Annotated in this window: 13 protein-coding genes and 1 tRNA gene; 4 read left to right on the plus strand and 10 right to left on the minus strand. The window is 33.5% G+C overall.

Annotated features, from left to right (window positions below):
* Nucleotides 1-1,230: 1,230 nt before the first annotated feature.
* Together F6K06_RS26550 and F6K06_RS26555 are read right to left on the minus strand one after the other, a co-directional pair.
* Nucleotides 1,231-2,778, minus strand: a complete 1,548-nt coding sequence (locus tag F6K06_RS26550; RefSeq protein WP_124145459.1) for a DUF4403 family protein — start codon at nt 2,776-2,778, stop codon at nt 1,231-1,233.
* Nucleotides 2,779-3,080: 302 nt separating this feature from the next.
* The gene (locus F6K06_RS26555; RefSeq protein WP_287308910.1) at nt 3,081-3,218 is read right to left on the minus strand and encodes a hypothetical protein; all 138 of its coding nucleotides are present in this window, start codon (nt 3,216-3,218) and stop codon (nt 3,081-3,083) included.
* Between the two features lie 553 nt (nt 3,219-3,771).
* Between F6K06_RS26555 and F6K06_RS26560 the strand changes: the two genes are divergently transcribed.
* Nucleotides 3,772-5,367 carry a DUF6492 family protein gene (locus F6K06_RS26560; protein ID WP_287243604.1) on the plus strand — a complete coding sequence of 532 codons (1,596 nt, stop codon included), beginning with the start codon at nt 3,772-3,774 and terminating at the stop codon, nt 5,365-5,367.
* 163 nt (nt 5,368-5,530) lie between these two features.
* Here the strand turns inward: F6K06_RS26560 and F6K06_RS26565 are convergent, their stop codons facing one another.
* Nucleotides 5,531-6,688 (minus strand): MFS transporter, encoded by a 1,158-nt coding sequence (locus tag F6K06_RS26565; RefSeq protein WP_124145458.1) that lies wholly within the window; start codon nt 6,686-6,688, stop codon nt 5,531-5,533.
* Nucleotides 6,689-6,751: 63 nt separating this feature from the next.
* Between F6K06_RS26565 and F6K06_RS26570 the strand changes: the two genes are divergently transcribed.
* Nucleotides 6,752-7,651, plus strand: a complete 900-nt coding sequence (locus tag F6K06_RS26570) for a sulfotransferase domain-containing protein (protein ID WP_124145457.1) — start codon at nt 6,752-6,754, stop codon at nt 7,649-7,651.
* A gap of 744 nt (nt 7,652-8,395) precedes the next feature.
* Nucleotides 8,396-9,508 (plus strand): pyridoxal phosphate-dependent aminotransferase, encoded by a 1,113-nt coding sequence (locus F6K06_RS26575; RefSeq protein WP_205127398.1) that lies wholly within the window; start codon nt 8,396-8,398, stop codon nt 9,506-9,508.
* 1,317 nt (nt 9,509-10,825) lie between these two features.
* Here the strand turns inward: F6K06_RS26575 and F6K06_RS26580 are convergent.
* From F6K06_RS26580 to moaC, 6 genes are all read right to left on the minus strand, one after another.
* Nucleotides 10,826-12,451: a glycosyltransferase family 39 protein gene (locus F6K06_RS26580; RefSeq protein ID WP_124145456.1), complete on the minus strand. Its 1,626-nt coding sequence runs from the start codon at nt 12,449-12,451 to the stop codon at nt 10,826-10,828.
* 59 nt (nt 12,452-12,510) lie between these two features.
* Nucleotides 12,511-14,775, minus strand: coding sequence for a glycosyltransferase (locus F6K06_RS26585; RefSeq protein ID WP_192901136.1), 2,265 nt, complete (start codon nt 14,773-14,775; stop codon nt 12,511-12,513).
* A gap of 501 nt (nt 14,776-15,276) precedes the next feature.
* A complete protein-coding gene (locus tag F6K06_RS26590; protein ID WP_161564571.1) occupies nt 15,277-15,414 on the minus strand; it encodes a hypothetical protein in 138 nt (45 codons plus the stop codon).
* Between the two features lie 354 nt (nt 15,415-15,768).
* Nucleotides 15,769-16,077 (minus strand): DUF3181 family protein, encoded by a 309-nt coding sequence (locus F6K06_RS26595; RefSeq protein ID WP_124145455.1) that lies wholly within the window; start codon nt 16,075-16,077, stop codon nt 15,769-15,771.
* Between the two features lie 49 nt (nt 16,078-16,126).
* A complete protein-coding gene (locus F6K06_RS26600) occupies nt 16,127-16,384 on the minus strand; it encodes a 2TM domain-containing protein (RefSeq protein WP_124145454.1) in 258 nt (85 codons plus the stop codon).
* Between the two features lie 891 nt (nt 16,385-17,275).
* Nucleotides 17,276-17,770, minus strand: coding sequence for a cyclic pyranopterin monophosphate synthase MoaC (gene moaC / locus F6K06_RS26605; RefSeq protein ID WP_275670389.1), 495 nt, complete (start codon nt 17,768-17,770; stop codon nt 17,276-17,278).
* A gap of 223 nt (nt 17,771-17,993) precedes the next feature.
* Here moaC and F6K06_RS26610 point away from each other — a divergent pair.
* Nucleotides 17,994-18,066, plus strand: a tRNA-Arg gene (locus F6K06_RS26610).
* Between the two features lie 2 nt (nt 18,067-18,068).
* Here F6K06_RS26610 and F6K06_RS26615 read toward each other — a convergent pair.
* Nucleotides 18,069-19,280, minus strand: coding sequence for an MFS transporter (locus tag F6K06_RS26615; protein ID WP_124145461.1), 1,212 nt, complete (start codon nt 19,278-19,280; stop codon nt 18,069-18,071).
* Between the last annotated feature and the right edge of the window lie 1,118 nt (nt 19,281-20,398).

A 20,398-nucleotide genomic window follows, 5' to 3' on the forward strand; every position in this document is an offset into this window, starting at 1 on the left:
TGGAGTGCTTCAGGAAATAAAACTACTATTTCTCTATAGGCAATAGTCGGAAATTTCACAACTTCCCTCAGACTTGGAGTGCTTCATAAAATGAAACTACTATCTCTCTATACGCAATAGTCGGAAATTTCACAACTTCCCTCAGAGGCGGAATTTTTCATAAAATGAAACTACTATTTACCAGAGGCAATAGTCAGAAATTTCACAACTTCCCTCAGAGGCGGAATTTTTCATAAAATGAAACTACTATTTACCAGAGGCAATAGTCAGAAATTTCACAACTTCCCTCAGAGGCGGAATTTTTCATTTCCTGAAGCTTATATTTACCATAGGCAATAGTCAAAAATTCACAACTCCCCTCAGAGTTGGAGTGCTTCAGAGAATAAAATGATTATTTTCCCATCCACAATAGTCAAAAATCTACAACACACCTCTGAGTTTAGTGCTTCAGGAAATGAAACTACTATTTCTCATAGGCAATAGTCAAAAATTCACAACTACTCTCCAAGGCGGAATTTTTCATTTCCTGAAGCTTATATTTGCCATGGGCAATAGGCAAAAATTCAGAACTAACCTCAGAGGCTGAGTGCTTCAGAGAATGAAAAGACTATTTCCCCATACGCAATAGTAGAAAAGTTGAGAATAACAAGACAGAAAAACCTTAAACTATCCTTTTTCATTCAAGAGGAACTAGAAAAGACACCAAAATATCCTCAACACAATATTTTTCAATGGCCTAGAATGACTATCAGGTGCAGGAATTTTATCTTACATAATAGGATTTATTGATACGGGATATCTGATTAAAACAACAAATGATTTTACCTCCGACATAGAAGAAATTGTTAGAGAAAATAGAATTGTAGAGGATATCAAAGAGCGTAGATAGAGATAAAATTTGAAGTAAGCATTCAGCGGCAAACTCTCAGTCATAAGGTATTAACTTATTACTTTTGAAACAGGAATTAATATTGAAACTTTTACTTTGAGAGCGGTTCTCATATTAATGAAATAAAGTATTTTTTCTTTCCTATTGGTACTTAGAAATTTTATGGCAGAAAAAATACCTGAATTTCAGTTTAGGTAAGGGAATTACTTCAATAAACTAAAAATAGCTAGAACTTTTGCTAATTAATGATTCATGCCTTTTTGACATCAAAACATCTACTTGTCTATATTTGAGCCTATTTTTTACTTCTTTTTTGTGTAATTCCCACTATTCCCTACTCTCTACTCCTTACTCCCTAAATTTAAAAGAGCAGACATATTTCCATCTGCTACTAAAACCATAAAAATATCATTATTCGTCACAATAACCTTTTCAACTTCAATTGTTTTAACCTCAATATTTGCATCAATTTCCGAAGGCAACTTTATCTTCTGGATATATTCATTAGCTTCATCTTTAGCTCGAATTAATTCTTGGTCTAAAGGGAAGGAAAGACGTTCTTCAATTTGCTCAAGTAAAACAGGTTTCAAAAGCGAATCTGCTGTTGATAATAAAGTATTTTTTGTATCAACATCATAATCCAGTTCAACCACTTTCAGATTATTAGACTCTTTATCATAAAAAATCTTACCCCAAAGATATAATATTCCTTTTGCTCCCTGAAGCAAACTGCCTTTATCAGTCTTAAAATCAACCTTAACAAGAATTTTTTCACCTGATGCAGATAAATTAATTTCATTAACAATGAGTTTCAGATTTTCATCAACAGACAAAGACTTACCCCTAACTTTAGATTGAAGAGTATTATTAAATTCATCAAGGGAAACTTGCACAGGTAAATTTATTAAAAACTTATCTATTATCTGCTCTTGAATAGTAAGATTAGGCAACGGTTTAAAATTAATAACAGGAGCTTCTTTACATATACAAGTATCGACAAACATCTTAATAGCAATTCCAGATTGAACATTTGCACCATCACTCAAATTAAACTCTTTGAAACTAATACTTTGTGGTTCAGTTTTAATCCAAATTGAAGGGTCTTGATTTATTTTTTCTGACAAATGCAAATTATTCCATTGTTTTGTTACTTCTGCTTTTAGGTTTAAATTTTTAACAAGTTCAGCGATTAATTTAGGCTTCTCTTTATTAATAGCCTTATCCACCTGTTTTTTCAGAAGACTACGAATACTAATAGTACCAATATTTTTTATTGGTACTTCTGCTTTAGTTAAATTAGTCGATACATTTAGATTCGGTTGAATATTCCATTCATTATCTATTCCTAAAAAAAGATCGCCAAAAATTGTACCTGCAATATTTGTCTCCACACTAACTGGTATCTCAAAAAGACGTAAATTAACTTCACCTTTTACTCTTGCAGTTCCTAATATTGGTACTGAAAAAGTTATCAGATTATTTTGAGTACCAATACTTAATTCTTTGCGATTAATTTCGTAGGTAAGATTATCATTAGAGAGCAAATCTGTAGGATCAGCTTCTGTACCCACAAATGTCTGAGGAATATTCAGATTCAATGCTTTCTCAATATCAGTCAAAGGAATTTTTACAGGTAGATTTAATATACTTTCACTACGCTCAGGTTGAAATGTATTAGCTGATGTCAACTCCGGCAGTTTAGGTTGAATATTTATTCCCTTAAAAGCTGCTCTCGAAGAAAAAATAATAACAATTAGCACGAATATCATTAAAATAAAAAATTTTATTACTCGTGGAATAGAGGATATTTTCATTGATTTTATTTGTATAAACTTAAAATATTGAAACTTTGCTTCCCCCCTCAAGTAAATAAGCCGTGGGGTAAACATTCAGTCGTCAGCTATCAGCTATCAGTTATGAGTTATTAACTCATATCTTGGAAGGACAAATTAGTCTCCAAAGAGTGAAATATAAATGAAATTGATCGTTAGCTAACCTTAGTAATTTATACTAAATGAATGCATAGATAGTTACAGTAAAATGATGACAAAACAGTTAGTAAATTTGCTGAAAACGTCGGGAAAAGAATCAAATTATCCCTTGATAAAAAACAATTTATTATAGTTTAATAATTATTTTTAGTCAATCATGGAACTGTTTTAATCTCAGAAAAAATAAATATTATAAATTCTTACCTCCTGAGTTCTGAGTTCCCCTCCTGGGAGGGGGAGGGGCGAGGGGTGGGTTGACTCCTAAAAACAAAGCCACTATAGCAATATTTTATGAAATTAGTATTATTATTACGTTCCAAAGCTGAATGCGAGCGCATTCCCTAGGAAAAGCTAAAACTAATATCTGAATGCTTACGCCGTGGGTTTGACAAATTAGAAAAATATAAGCATAATTTTTCCCATTCCCTACTCCCCTTTCCCCCCTTGTTTACTGTAACTATATTATTTTAGTTCGCAATAAAATCACAAATAAAAATAGATTAACAATAAAGATTTAGCCATCAGCTAGACTCTTACATAGGAACCGCGTTATCAGCTATAAGCTATGAATTATTAACTCATTATCCAGGAAATAGGAATTAGTCTCCAAGAAGTTAAATATGAATCAAATTGATCCTTAGCTAACCTTAGTAAGTTATTACGTTCAAAAGCTGTTTGCGAAGGCATGATCCAGGAAAAGCTGAATGCTAATAGCTGTTTGCGCAGCAGTCCGCAGGAAATGCTTACTATTAACATTTGACAAAACAGAATTTTTATGAATAGAATATTATCCTTCCTGGTTAAATACTCACTAAGAATCAAAGGTATTCTGAGTGGAAAAACTCAGCAAGTCAACTTATCTGAAGTATGTAGAGAAAATTGTCTAAAATTATGTCAAAAGAAACATTCGATTTTGTTATCCCCCTTTACAAAGTGCGTTGGAATACCCAAGCTGTTATAGAAGGAATTACTCACCACTACAAACCTCGAACTATCCACATAATAGCTCCAGAAACTGAGGCACAATTATTAGAACAAAAAGCTAAAGAATGGCAAGTTACTTCACTTTATACCCACAAGGAAGAATACTTTTTTCAAAATAATGGTCTGACAAAAGAAGCAATTTGTTCAGAACTTGATTTAGGTAAATCACTTTATAATCCTGGTTGGTTTTATCAGCAGTTATTAAAACTTGGTGCTTATGAAGGTATTGATAACCTAAGCGAATGGTTTGTTGTTTGGGATAGCGACCTACTTCCTGTTAATACTTGGCAACTCATAAGTACTCATCAAGAAACTACACAACACAAATTTGCACTTTTACAACACAATAAATATGGTAATCCTCATATCGTATCAAAATGGGCTAAATGGATTACCTCGGTACTTGGGGTTGAGCCACTTACAGACCATGAAGGTACATTTATTCCCCATCATATGTGGTTCAAACAAGAACATCTAAAATCATTTAAAAACCAAATAAAAAGCTATTTTCAATCAGACGAAAACTGGTTATTATTGATGATGCGCTCTGCTAATCAATTTGAAACCTTTAGTGAATATTGGTGTTACATTTCATGGGTAGCAGCAAAAGCTCCTGCTGACCTAGCTTTTTATCCATACGAAAATTACGGAGCTACAACTGAGCGATTTTTTGATGATGGTACTGGTCTATTTTCTGCTGCACTGAGAAGTTATCAGTCGAGGGTATTTTCCACTGAAATTAATAGTTACCAATCAATAGTATCTAATCCAGCTATCTTTTCTCCTTCATATATAGATATAGAATCTTTTATTCGAGAAAAATACCAACCAGATGCGCTTCCCTCCTCTTTATCTTTTGAAAGTAGTCCGCGACATCTCAAGAAAGATAGAAAAAATACCCATATTGAAGAGCAACGTTCTCAATGGAACCCGCGCAAATTTAAATCTGACCTATGCCTAAATTTAGGCTGTGGAGGGAGACATCTAGATGGTTATATCAATGTAGACAAATTTGGAGAGCCTGACATTAGATTAGATTTAGAAACATTTCCTTGGCTGTGGGAAGATAATAGCGTGGCAGAAATTGAAATGAGTCATGTATTAGAACATCTCGGACAACAGACAGAAATCTATCTGAAAATTATTCAGGAAATATACAGAATATGTAAACCAGGGGCAAAGGTGCATATCAAAGTTCCCCACCATCGCCACGATAACCTCCTACATGACCCTACTCATGTACGTCCAATTACTCCCTATGGTTTAAGTATGTTTTCTCAAAAACTAAACAAAGAGCGACAGGAAAAAGGGTATCCTACTACACCACTGGGTATATATTTAGGTATAAATTTTGATTTGATAGAAGTTCGCTATATTCCTAGTCAACTTTGGTATGAACATGAAAAAGATAGGATTGACGATACAGAATATCTTCTCCAACAAAGTTCTCTATACAATAATCTTGTCCAAGAATTAGACATGACATTAGTGGCAATAAAATAGTGAAGGAAAAAGGAATCCTTTCTAGCTCATAATTCCTACTCCTGTAAAATCATACTTTTATTCAGCAACGCCAATTTTTTTGTATCTCTACTTATGAGAAATATTGGCACATTAATTGTCTCAATATCAAACATTTGTAGAGGTCGCACTAGAATAGCAGAAACTATAATTTTTGTCTCGAGTATTGCTGAGGAATTAACAAACAAACTGCAACAATTAAAATTAATCCTTCCAAAACAAATATTAAACTTATTCCCATTTTATCAATCAAACTACCAGTAAAAGTAAAGCCAAGAATTCCTCCGACTCGGAGTGCCGTCCTAAACAGAGAAAAACCTCTTCCCAAAAAATCTGGAGCAACTAAATCTGCTACTAGAGCAGAACTAGGACCTAAAGCAACATAAGACAAGAAAGATATTCCACAAGCAGCTAAATAAAATTGCCATAGAGATACTGCACTTGCAAGGGAAAAAATACCAAATGCACCTATTAAATAACATGAAATTAATATTGGTTTATGACCAAATTTATCACTCATCCAACCACTGAGAGGGGAAAATAAAAAAGAAATACTAGCACTGAAACCCATCACAAAAGAAATATGTCTCAACAGAAAACCTTGCTGGTTCATAGCCAAAGAAATACCTAAATTACCCCCAAAAGAAACCGACCCCATTATAACAGTAGCTATTAGCATCAATAAAAATTCTTTCGACCATTTTTTTGTTGACTGTTCAGTTCTTTTCTCTGACAAGAAAGTATTAGAGACAGGTTTATCCTCCAAAAATAATTCCGATAAAGCAAAAAAGCAGGAAAACAAACAAACAAATTTAAACATAGTCGAATAACCCCATAGATCGGCAATAGGACCAAATGTTAAACCTGCTAATAATCCAGCCAAAGCTGCTACAACAGAAAATATGCCAAATACTTTTCCTCTTTCCTCTGGGTGACTAAATAAACCTACTAGGGTAATATTAAGATTAATACCAATACCGAGATAAAAACACCAAACAATACTTGTCAAAGTAGCTAGTTGCCAAATATTATTAACTTGACCTATTAACCAGATAGTTGGAATACTAACTACCGTACTAGCAATAAGCAAAACTTTTTTATTTCCCAGTTTATCTCCTAACCAACCACCCAAAAAATTCCCAGTAATTAAAGCAATTTGCAAAAATGACATATAGTAACCTACTAATTGGGAATTAGCATCTAAATATATTGCATATACTGGCAATAGAGGAGATAAACCTCTAGCTACCATAGCTACTGCAAATCGATGTAAACCAAGAGCTAACATTTGTTTTTTCTTCATCTTAAAGCTATAAATTGAGCATTTTTTTTACTATCGAAAAATTAACTTATTGAGGTCGTTCAAATGAAAACTCAAGATTCTTCTTGGTATTGCATGGTAGATGGCATAGTATATCCTAAATTTGTTACTGAAGAAAAAATAAATACTATACTGACTCGCTTCAAAACCAGAAATGAAGATATTTTTTTTGTTTGTTATATAAAATCTGGTACTACTTGGCTACAGCAGATTCTTTTACTTTTAAATAATCAAGGTAATCAACCTAATTTAACAATGAAAGAAGCTTTTCCCTGGCTAGAATTTTGTTTACCTCCATGTTCAGATATTGCTAGAGAACATTCTTACGAGTATTTTGAATCTCTCCCATCCCCTCGAATCTTAACTTTTCATGGCTGGCCTCATTTAATACCCGAAGGACTTCCGAATACAAAATACATATTTTTAATCAGAAATCCTAAAGATGTTGCTGTTTCCATGTACCATCATTTGAAAGGAAAAAAGAGTATATCTTATCAGGGAAATTGGGATGACTTTTTTGAATTATATTTATCAGGTCAAGTTCATTATGGAAGTTGGTTTGATTTTCACTTGCATTGGGAAAAATTTTTATCATCTCGTCAACAAGTCTTATATCTTACATACGAAGAATTGCAGAAAAATATCAAAATTTGTCTGTGTAAATTAGCCGTTTTTTTGGAAATTAAAGGATCAGAAGAAGTTATAGATAAAGTAGCAATTGGCAGTAGATTAGACGAAATGAAAAAAAATGATCAAGCTGATTGTAATTGGATGATAATTAATCAAAATGAAGCTCCACATTTAAGAAAAGGAATAGTAGGAGACTGGCGTAATTATTTTACAGATGAACAAAATCAACGTTTCAATAACCTATATACTCAAAAAATGTCTGGCTCTAAATTTAAAGATTATTGGGATGAATCTATTTTAGGAATTACCCTATAGCAATCCTATTTAAGTTGTAATATTTTGGTGGCAGTTAAGAGTTAGAATGTTCCAGGTTTTCAGATCAAATTAGCTATTATCAAAATTGTCACAACCAATCTAGGATTACCCTAGAAAATTAGTAAATAAATAGAAGTAGAAAAAATATATTTAATCTGGAAGAGTAAGTCAGCAATAGCTAAGGAAATTCAGTACCTTGAAAACTTTTGCCGTGAGTTAAGCTCGCCTTTATAAAATATAGATATAAACTTTCTATAATTCTCAAAAAACATCAACACTAAAGCAAGTTTTAGGCATAACTAAATATTCCTTTTTTAACTTAAGATAGTTACCCTAAACTACCAAACACTTTCAATCATAATCAAAAATTAGATAGAGATATATTTTTCTGAGTTAACTTCTTTGATGAAAAAACTTTAATGAGGTAGCGATCGCCTAATTTGTTTGAGAGTTAATTAGGAGTCATTGAGTCACGCCTATCAGAATATAAAAGGATTTTGATTCATCTTAAATACTTAAATATAGTGTTTCTCAAGTTACTGAGGTACAGTTGTTTTTCTTCTTTGGTATTCTCACCGAACCAGAATGACTACCCCCTACTCCCTACTCCCTAAAAATTACAAATTTTTTACCTCACTCTTCGTGGGAATTGCTATATTTTCAAATATCTCATAAATCATTCGGCGATCGCTATATAACTAATTACTATAGTAAAATTATCAAGAAAATATCATCTATTTAACTATGAACTTTGCAACCAGAATGAATGGCTTAGGTGGCGATGCTGCCATTGAAGTTTTTACTAAGGCAAAAGAGTTAGAATCTCAAGGTCGAAATATTATTCATTTAGAAATAGGTCAACCTGATTTTAAGACTCCTCAAAATATTCGTGAAGTTGCTTTCCAAGCTATGAATGATGGTTATACAACTTATACTCCAGCAGCAGGTTTATTAGAGTTAAAAGAAGTAATAGCAGAACATATTTCTCAAACTCGAAATATATCAGTTAATTCTGATGAAGTAGTAGTAATGCCAGGGGCAAAACCAGTTATATTTTTCACTCTTTTAGCATTAATAAATCCTGGAGATGAGGTTATTTATCCGAACCCTGGATTTCCTGTTTATGAATCAGTCATTAATTTAGTGGGAGGGAAACCTATTCCATTACCTTTATTGGAAGAATTAGACTTTCAATTTAGTATTGATAATTTAGCTAATTCTATTTCTGAGAAGACAAAATTACTAATTCTGAATTCTCCTCATAATCCAACTGGAAGTGTATTAACTCCCGAATATTTAGAAGCTATAGCTGAACTAGCAGTTAAACATAACTTTTATATCCTCTCTGACGAAATTTACTCCCACTTAATCTACGATTCAAAATTTACCAGTATCATTAGTTTTCCTGGTATGAAAGAACGCACAATTTTATTAGATGGGCATTCAAAAACTTATGCTATGACTGGTTGGCGTTTAGGTTATTCTGTTTCTCCCAAACCAATAGCAGAAAAATTAGATCAGTTGATGTTAAATTCTAATTCTTGTGCTTGTTCATTTACTCAAATAGCTGGCATAGAAGCTATCAAAAATTCTCAGGAATTTGTCAAGGAAATGTTCGCCGAATTTAAACAAAGACGTGATGTTATTGTGGAGGGTTTAAATTCTATTCCAGGTATTAATTGTCGAAAACCAGCAGGTGCTTTTTATACTTTTCCCAATGTGAAGCAACTGCCGATAAGTTGCGAAAAACTGGCAGATTATTTATTAGCTGAAGCAGGAGTCGCCTTATTACCAGGAACTGCCTATGGAAAATTTGGAGATGGATATTTAAGATTATATACCCGCAAATTCCATTGAAAATATTCGCGAAGGTATTAGTCAGATAAAAATAGCGATCGCTAAACTATAGCTATCCTCTTTTAGTTGTAAATTTTTCTGTTAAATTTCTCTAGGAATGAAAGAAATTTTACCCATATTTATTCCAGCAAAACTTTGTCATTCTCAGATTTTGCCATCGGAGAAATTCTTGGGATGAAAATCTGATTCTTTGTTTGACTGGTTATTTTGGTTTTTGGTTACTCAAGCTAACCTATGAATGCTGGAAAATAATATATCCATAAGTTGTCAAAAACTGGCAGATTATTTGTTACCTGAAATTGGAGTTGCCTTATTACCCAGAACTGCCTATGGAAAATTTGGAGATGGATATTTAAGATTATATACCCGCAAATTCTATTGAAAATATTCGCGAAGGTATTAGTCGGATAAAAAAAGCGATCGCTAAACTTCTGATTCTTTGTTTGACTGGTTATGTTGGTTTTTGGTTACTCAAACTAACCTATGAATGCTGGAAAATAATATATCCATAAGTTGTCAAAAACTGGCAGATTATTTGTTACCTGAAATTGGAGTTGCCTTATTACCCAGAACTGCCTATGGAAAATTTGGAGATGGATATTTAAGATTATATACCCGCAAATTCTATTGAAAATATTCGCGAAGGTATTAGTCGGATAAAAAAAGCGATCGCCAAACTATAACCTAATAAGGAAGAAGAAAGAAGAAAGAAAAAAGAAGGGATAAACAGGGTTTGCTGAAAAAGTATTTTTAAGAAGTAGGGGAGAAATTTTTTTGCCCTACTCTTACCTTTTATACTAACTTTTTGAGCGTTTTCGACTCTTTATACCATTTTGAAAAAAGAATGTTACGAATAGTAAGGGTGATAAAAATATTTTACAGGAGATGTCCCTTTGACCAAAAAGATGATTTACGAACTAAAAAATGGTATTGAAGCAATTCCCATGCGACTCCTGACTCCTGACTCCTGACTCCTAAAAATTCCCCCATCTATTTGTAGCAAACATTTATCAAATTGGTATTACTTCTTATTCCTTCCTTAAAAAGGGTAAAATGATAGATATAGCTATCTAAAATGAATATGAACTATAGCATAATAAGGTTTGCTTTCCTGCGGAATTGTGCGCAAACAGATAAGACCAAAACTTTTATGGTATCGATCTATAGACTTATTTACTAAATAATTAATAATTAAATGATTAAATTTTTAAATTTTTAAATAATTAAAGCCTCCCCTTTCAAGGGGTAAAAAATAATTTTTTTCCTTTTAGTCAATCCTCTTCCTAAAAGGAAGAGGTAATTATCAATTATCAATTATCAATTATCCATTAATGAACTATTCTTAACTTTCCACAATTCCTCATTTACAACAGACTCAAATTCCCACTGTTTTGCTTTCAGCGCTTCCCTCAGTCTTTCAGAGGGTCGAAATACAAATATCTCTGACTCATTCTCAACTATTTCAAAATTTGGAGAATTGTTCAATAATAATAGTCGAACGTCATCATCTAATATATAACTGAGTGAAATTAAATCTCCCCTGTTAGTATAATTAACGCCCAAGTCACTCAATAATATTGGGGAGTCGCTAGCGTTAATTTTTTTAGCAACCTCCCCATTAAAATAACTAGGGGCATTATGCCACCAAGTATCAGAAATAGCGCTGACAGTGCAGGATGTAATACTCGCTGTCAATAATATCCCTAAAACTACTCGCCAATATTTTTGACTCAAATATTTCCCTAATAAATAAGCAACTGATAAATATATTGCCGGAAAACAGGGAATTAAATAACGGGTGATGGCAGAACGTTTTCCACCTTGCACTAAATCAGGTATTACTAATATTATAAATGGTATAAAAATAGAAGTCAGAATAAATAATTTTGTGGAAAGATTACAATAACGACAAACCATATAAATTCCCCAAGCAATAATAATTAAAAATAGCAATCTCAGTAAATATGTGCCGATATTATAAAAACCAAAATCTAAGTCAATAAACATACATGAAAAACTCAAAATCCACTTTTTTAATAAAAAATCGAAGCTAACTGATACTCTTACCCAATTTGTTGCATAATAGGCTTGTTGCAGATTATTAATTACTACAATTATCCAAGGAAGATAGAGAATTATTATTCCTACTGAGGCCATGAAATAATCCAAAGGTAATGTTTGAATCAAAAGTTGAAATTTTGATAAATTAGATTGATTTTCAGGAGAAATTCTGACTACATAATTTGAGAAAAACCAATTGCTAATTACAAATATGCCATGGGAGATTAGAGTGAAACAAAAAAACAAATGAGTATATAAACCAACAGCAGAAATAACAATATATAATCCCCATTTTTTCCAACTGCGAGAATCTAGAGCTTTCAATAATAAAATACTACTAGCAATACTCAAAACAGTAACTAAACTATATTGCCTAGCAGTTTGAGCAAATAAAATTTCAACAGGTGATACAGCTAAAAATGTAGTTGCCAGTAAAGCAGTTAAATGGGAATTAAAAAGTTGCCTAGCTAGAACATATATTAATGGCAAAGATAATAAACTAATTAATGCTGGTAAACTACGAGATGCAGCGAGGGAACCACCAAATTTTTGCATCCATAAGCGAGCTATAAAATAATATAAAGGTGGATGATGGGGATTTTCAATTGTTAGAGAATTGAGAGTTCCTATTAAAGTGCTTTGTGGTTTAATTTGTTGATATTTTTGTAGTTGTTTAGCTGGAATAATTTGGTTTTGAAATGATTCTCGGTCAATATCATCTCCGCTAAAACCAGCAGCTCTTAAAGAGGTATATACTTCGTCATGCCAATAGACTTTTTTATCAAGGTAGAGAAAGCGGAATCCTATTCCTAAAGTTATGGTAATAATTAGTAAAATAACTATGGGTTGGGATAGGAAATTTTTGTTGATTTTTATAGTCATTTTTTTGATTTAATGGGGAGATATTGATAACTGATAACTAAAATGACTTGCCCCTAGTGCTATAGCTGACCAACTTCCATTGCTTCCTGTTTCGGTTTTCTTTCAAATATAAATCTTGGCTTCAAAAACACTCGCAATAATAACCATAAAGATTTTAATTCACCGGGTACTTTTAATCGCTGCCATTGTCCAGGCCGACAGAATAATAATTCTATTAATTGTCGTTTTTCAGATAAATTTACTTCCTCAAACCTTACTTTTATACAAGGAAAATTTTCACTCATTTCTATATTAGTTACATTACCTTGTAAATAAATTTCTTCTGGAACAATTTTCAACTTTAGTGGCAAATCTTCTACCAATAAACCATCAGAAATTTTCTGATTAATCTCTATCTCAGCACCCACCTCTGATATCTGTCTAGTAGTACCCCAAAGTATTTGGTTACCAATTTTTAACTTCACTACCCTTCGCAGATTAAACCATTCATATATATCTTGCTTTGGTACATCTATTAATGCTAATAATGCTACCCAAATCATCAATATATTATAAACACTCCAAAATAATCCCAAATTAAAACTTTCTATCTGTTCACCCACCTCCCAACTTGGATTTATATAATTGCCATATACATTAAATCCTAAACTTACACTATTTAGCACTAAAAATATTACCAAAGGCAAAGACAAACTTATATTAAAATAGTAGTGATCGCTTTTAATTCCTTTTGGTGTAACTTTAAATCTTTTTGAGAATGGATTTAGAAAAGTTTTAATTATTGTTATTGCTTTAGGAAAAGCCAAAATAGTATGATTCAAACCAGACAAAAGTAATGACTGGGAACGATAATTTAGCCAAGAAAATACAGTGAAACTTGCCAAATAATAAGGCAAAAAGAAATATAAGTATTCAGCAGCAGAAGCTTTAATTGGAATCACATCAAAAACAACATAAGCTATTGGCATAAACAGAAAACCAACATAACTAATGCTAGTAAACCAACTAAAAAATGTTTCTAAAAACGACAATCTTTGACCAATACTTAATCCAGGAATTGTCAAAGGATTAGAACTAATAAAAAATCCTTGTAAAGTTCCCCTTGCCCATCTTAATCTTTGAGTAGCATAAGAGGAAATATTTTCCGCAGCTAAACCAGCACTTAATTTTTCCTCTAAATAAACTGACTGATAACCTTTAGCTAATAAAATAACTCCTGTAAAACAATCTTCACAAATTGATTCTGTTACAAACCCTCCTACCGACTCTAAAGCTTTACGTCTGACTAAAAAAGAAGTTCCTGCACACAAAACTCCATTTGCACCATCTTTCATTGGTTGAATTTGTCGGTAAAATATTTCTTCTTCTGGAGTTAAGATATTTTCTAAACCTAAATTTCTAGCAATAGGGTCAATATTATAAAAAGTTTGAGGAGTTTGTAATAAGGCAAGTTGTTCATTTTGGAAAAATCCTAAAGTCCGAGTTAGAAAGTTTTTTGTAGGAATAAAGTCAGCATCAAAAATAACAATAATTTCACCATTTGTTTTGGTAATAGCGTGGTTGAGATTTCCAGCTTTTGCATCAGGATTATCATATCTAGTTATATATTCACAACCTAATTTTTCTGCTAAATGTTTCACTTCCGGTCTATTAGTATCATCCAGTAAATAAACTTTTTTATTCTCATATTCTAAAGCTTGGCATCCAATAACAGTACGCTCTAAAATAAACTCTGCTTCATCATAAGTGGGAATCAAAATATCCACAGATGGTTCAAAAGTTTTGTCTAAAATTGTCTGAGAAAAATAATCTGCTTCCTTTTTACGATTTTTAACATTGAACATCAACAACCAACCTAGAACACCACTACTTATTGTCACAATTTCTAGACCTAATAAACCCAGACTAAATATACCGTTTATAGGGTTATTTAGATTTAAAGTAGAGAGCGATCGCCAGGATAAATAACGAATAGTTAAACCCAATAAAATTCCCACTACCAAAACTCGCGACCAATTTTTCGGAGTAGGGGAAATTTTCATAATTCCTTGAGCAATTAAAAATAGTAAAATTGTCGGCAAAACTAAATATTTACTATTATCTGTTGGTACTTGTACCCACATGGGCGGATTTTCTTGAAAATAATGAATTTGAGTAAAAAATGTGTCTATTTGAGCAATTCCAGCAAACCAAGCCACTATAATAGTTGTTAATAGTGTTATTACTCCTATTACCAAGAGTGTTGCCAAACGTAATTTAACAAAAATCAGACTATTTATACGATTCCCTATAAATTTCTTGGCAATATTTAAAGTTGTCACCATAAATCACCTATTTTAACTTAAACTTAATCAAGATAATATAAAGAATATTATCTTCTTAAACTTAGTTTAATGATAATTTATCCTGAGATTTTCCTGAGAATTGGTGACTTTGTAAGCCATTAAAAAACTTCATATTCACCCTAAACTTAGGGCAGACAATATTCTTCCTAACTCAATTTCCTCTAGGCTCAAAATTAAGCCAAATTTACATGAAATGACAACCAACTATAACAATATGATTTAAGTTGTGAGATATTGGATACTTTTAGGGAACACTTAACTGGGAACAGGGAACAGAGAAAAACAAAAAAATGAATAAATATGAATATGATAACTGCTATATTCTCTACTTTTAAAGAACACCTCAATTCTCACGTCTGATTCCTGATTGCTATAATTATTCTAATAAAACTAGATAGTAATTCATTCAATACAGAATTGGGTTGTCTATTTAGTTGATTTTTAATAGACAACCCAATTACTAATTATTATCCCCAAATTTTATAACTCATCATTTAATTCCAAGCATTCTTGCCTAATTTCCCTAAATAATTCTTGCTGAAGCACTACAAAACTGTTAAAACCTACCAAAATCCATTGAATAATTGTTTCATAGTTACCAGGAGAATACCTAATCACTAAATTGATTGCTTCTAATGCTTTTTGGAAATGTTTCTGTTCTACCCCAGAATTAGAGTAAGAACCATGTATAACAATCCAAGACCATCCTCCAATATCATGTCCTTCAAAGTTGACTTTTCCATTACCACCCTTGAGATATTTACCAAAACCTATTTCTTTATTTTCGTGTCTAACAATTCTATCAGAAGAAGTAATTTTGCGATTACTGTATAACTGGATTTGATATTACTACTCCCTTTTAGGGAGAGGATTGACTAAAAGGAAAAAAATTTCTTTTTTCCTCTGGAAAGGGGAGGTTTTTAACCAAGGTATTTAATTAATAATTAATTATTTGGTAAGTCCTGATTGAATTTATAAATCAGCTCTAAACTCTGCCAAAACTTCTATCAGCTCACTTTGACAGGGCATTGGCAACAAGTTAATCAGAGAAACTTCTTGTCTACCCGCACCTAACTTAACAGGAATATTTTGCAGTATTTCCACAACTTTACCTTCAGAAGGTACTTCCTCAATCAGAATAGGATAAAACTTTTCTGCCAAAGTTAAATGTAGTTTTGCATCAGATAAATAGAGATGCCAACCAGCAATATCAATATAAACTTTATCCCCTATTTCTGCTGCTAAACTTTCAATTATTTGTGTTGTACTACCATTACTCATAACAACAATAAAACCTAATTTTTTTACCTACAGAATCACTAAAATTCTTTTATACAGAATCCTCAGTAGTAGATGAATAATCTGCCAGTGCGAAAATATAAATCCCGTGAACTAACAATAATGATACCCAAACACCTGTTACCCAGATAGCCCAAGGCCAAGTCGCTGCTGTGAGATTACGGAAAAACCACATACCAGAATTACTAGCAGCAAAAATAGCCACATGAATAGCAAAATTCATTCGGTCGTCTAACTTTCGGAATTCTGGGTCATTACGGTCAGGTTTACGAGGCCAACGAGGAGGCATAATACTTTATAAATTTATTTAATTACAGTTCAGTTTCTTTAATTATTCTAAAGGTAAGCTAGCAATTTGGAGATTATTTGCTAAAGAATATTGACTACTCCCCTGGCTCTTGCCGAGGGGATTCTCAGCAGATACTACGCAACAGGATAAATCCGTGTTGCTCCGTCTGTTCTTAGCTGAAATACACTCTCTGGGGACAATTTCATTGTGCCCCTACACAGTCGGCTTAGGAGGACTGAGTCAGGAGAAATGGGAATTATAGAGGAGGTAGGAGGAAGAATAGTCCCTTGATTTTTCAGCGTTGTGGTAATGATTTTTAGATTAAGTATCAACGCAAAACATCAGTTTTTCAATTTTACCTTCAGCTAATAGACATCTCCAAGAATCAAAAATCAATATCTATATCCCAAAGAAATTATCAATTCTTTACCCCTACTCCCTATGGGTGGAGTAGATGTCTAATTATCATTACATTTAAGCAACGCCGATTTTTCTGCGCAACTATGCGCCTAAAATGCTAATTTTTTGAACCTAAGCGACTTAAAAGCTGGGACTTTTTTCAACAAAAAAAATGCTAAAACCTTTATATGTCAATGCTTTTAGATTTAATCAGCAAACCCTAATTAACATTTAACCGCTGCGGGACATGGAAAGCCTAACATTCCCATAGGAAAAAACGGAGTGACTCTACCTTCTCCGGGTTTCCTAGCCATACCCAATTGACCAAGAGAAAAGAAAATGCAGAATTTTTTTGCCTCCTGATTGCAGGAGGTACCGATAACTGAAGTCCGCAGTTCCGACCTTATGAGGCTAACTGAATTGACCCAACTATTGGCGTAGCCTTTCCGGAGAAAACGGATATCTGATAATTACGCACTCGATGCATGACTTCTAACTCAATTGATAATCCCCAGACTTACCCCCACTCTTACTCAACAGACGAATCAACTCAATAGAAATAGACTTTTCCAAAGCCTTAGCCATATCGTACAAAGTCAAAGCAGCCACAGAAACTGCCGTCAAAGCTTCCATCTCCACCCCAGTTTCCGCCTTAGTTTTCACCATGGCCCGAACCTGATATCCAGGTAGTTGTGGATCGGCAATTAACTGAACATTTATTTTTTGTAATGGCAAAGGATGACACAAAGGAATCAGTTGAGCCGTTTGCTTGGCCGCCATAATTCCAGCCAACTTAGCAGTTCCCAAAACATCACCTTTTGGCGCATTACCAGCTTGAATAGTTTCAAATGTTTCTCTTGACATCCGTACTTGTCCACCAGCTTCAGCCTGACGCACAGTAGGCACTTTAGCAGATACATCAACCATTTGAGCTTCCCCCTTTTCATCCAAATGAGTTAAATTTTTTGGCGCATTACCAGCTTGAATAGTTCTTGATATCCGTACTTGTCCACCAGCTTCAGCCTGACGCACAGTAGGCACTTTAGCAGATACATCAACCATTTGAGCTTCCCCCTTTTCGTCCAAATGAGTTAAACTTTGCTCGAATTTAAAAAAATCTCTTGTCATTTTATTCAAGTGTGCTATTATTTATTATTAGTGCGGAAGAAAAGCTTTTTAATTAAGCTTGATCCAAAACTAAAGATGACGGGGGCCTGTAGCTTAGTGGATAGAGTGCGTGGCTACGGACCATGAGGTCGGGGGTTCGAATCCCTCCAGGCCCGTATTAAGAATTAATAGCATAAGTATCTTGTCCCTGACCAGAAGCAAATCTGATGGAATGGGGCAAATCTTTGTTTGACATGGTGATAAATGTAGCTAGTGCTAAACAAACAAGACAAGCATCTAGAGCAAACATACTTCTATAACTAAAACTAAATTGCTCTGCCACCAGACCAAAACAAGGACCAGCTAAAGCCAAACCTAAATCAAATCCACCAATACAAAGAGAGAAAAATTTACCTCTTTGACTAGGAAGACATCGGTCTGTGATTAAAGTAATCATCATAGGAAGAACCAAGCCACTAGAAGTCCCTCCGAGAATAGCTGCGAGTAAAATGGTGTTGCTGCTATTTGCTGTCCATAACGTTAACATACTCAACAAACTACAGGCGAGACCTCCACTGATAAAAATGCCGCGACCAAATCTATCTGAAGCTCGTCCAGTAAAACAGCGGATGATAAAACTAGCGATCGCTCTAACTGTATAAAAAAGTCCTGCATTCAGAGAAATTCCACTTTCTTGAATAAAAAGTGGTAGAAAGGTAACTGTTGTACCAAATACTAAACCCACCATCAACATCACAAAACTAGGGACTAAAACTCTACGACTCCCTAATATTTGCCAGAATTTTTGTTGCTGTAACTCATTTAAAACAGGATTTAGATCGGTTTGATTTTTTCCTACTGTAGTGTTTTGTTCCCTGACAAAAGAACCACATAATAAACTCATAACTCCCAGAGTAGAACAAAGGATAAATAAAGCCACATAACCACTCGCCTCTGCTAAAAAACCTCCTATCGCTGGGCCAATTCCCATACCTATAGGAGCTGCTAAACTCATATAACCAATTAATTCTCCCCTACGACCGGGAGGAGACAAGTCAGCGACCAAAGCACTATAACCAATAGTAACTCCAGCAATACTAATACCGTGAAAAGCACGAACTCCCATTAATAAAGGAAAAGACTTTAGTAGTAAGTAACCGAGTGGGGCGATCGCCGCTACACTTGTGCCAACTATTAGGACTAACTTCCTACTTCTTGTATCAGCTAATGGTCCTAGAAAAAATCGTGATAGTAATAGTCCCACAGCGAAGCAACCCATTACCAGGCCAATTTGTTGTTTTGTTCCTCCAATAAAATTTATGTAAAGAGGTAAGGTGGGTAGTAAGGTGGCTATACTTGACCAAAATAATAAGCCTGCAATGAACAACATCATTAGGCTGCGCTGGTTTTGAGGCTCAAGTGTTCGGAATACTTTCACAGTTAATTGACCCTGACCTAAATAACTTGTATTCCTATATTTTGTAACACATTGTTAAGATTTGCCTGTCTAAACTTTCTTAAATACCACTGTGGTTATATTTTTGTCAATTACTGGTTAAGGAGGGTGGTTAACGAAGTCAGAACTCATAACTCAGAAGTCAGAAGTTATTTTTGTCAAGGGGATTTTGAGCAACCCTCCTTGAATATTTCTGCTTTACACTATTGTTATATATTTGTCAATTATTGGTTAAGGAAGGTGGATAAAATTAGTTTGCTGTGCTAGTAAAAATTTAGGGCGATCGCTACAAAAACAACGAAATCATGGGCATTTGGAGCTTTATTTTGTTATTAAGTCATAGCTTACATCAAATTATACTATTTTTGATAATATCACAAAATTGAGAATAAGCTCTGAAAGTATTGAAACTTGGTGGGTTTATTCAGGAATTTTTTTATTTTTTTTATCAGGGATTGATGACAAAATTTTGATTTTTTAAATTAAAAGTTGAAATATATAATTAAAACTGTTCAGATATCTATAGGAGGGAACAGGGAACAGGCAACAGTAGGAAAAATATTTCCCTGTCTAAGGTTTATTATCAGCATAAGTCGTAATACCATTTCTTTGTAACAATGCGCTTAATAATTGTTGCTCAGACTTTATTACACTGACTATTCTCATCTTTATATTAAGTGCAACTTGATGGAGAAATGGTATAACCAACCCATTCTTTTTCTTTGTTATGTATGTAAATACCTATAGAAAGTTTTTGAAGATAAGTCGGTAGACTTACAGCAAATTTCAGGAAGCGTGAGGTGCAATTCAAGACTAATCTATAATTTTTATTCATTCTTTATTCTCTCACAGGAGTGCGTATTCCCTCTCTTGGTTGATTGGATATCGGTACTTTGATATTTTTCACAGTGAAAATGCCTTCAAAGCTAGTGCAGGATGGCAGAAATAAGTGACCAGTAGGAGCAATGCCCTCTTCCTGAGATAGAATACTCAGAGGTGCGATCGCATCGGAGAGGCCAGCCCCAAAAAGTGACCACTAAAAAAAAGTGATT

It is taken from the genome of Okeania sp. SIO1H4 (assembly GCF_010672695.1).
In the GTDB taxonomy this organism is placed as follows: Bacteria; Cyanobacteriota; Cyanobacteriia; order Cyanobacteriales; family Microcoleaceae; genus Okeania; species Okeania hirsuta.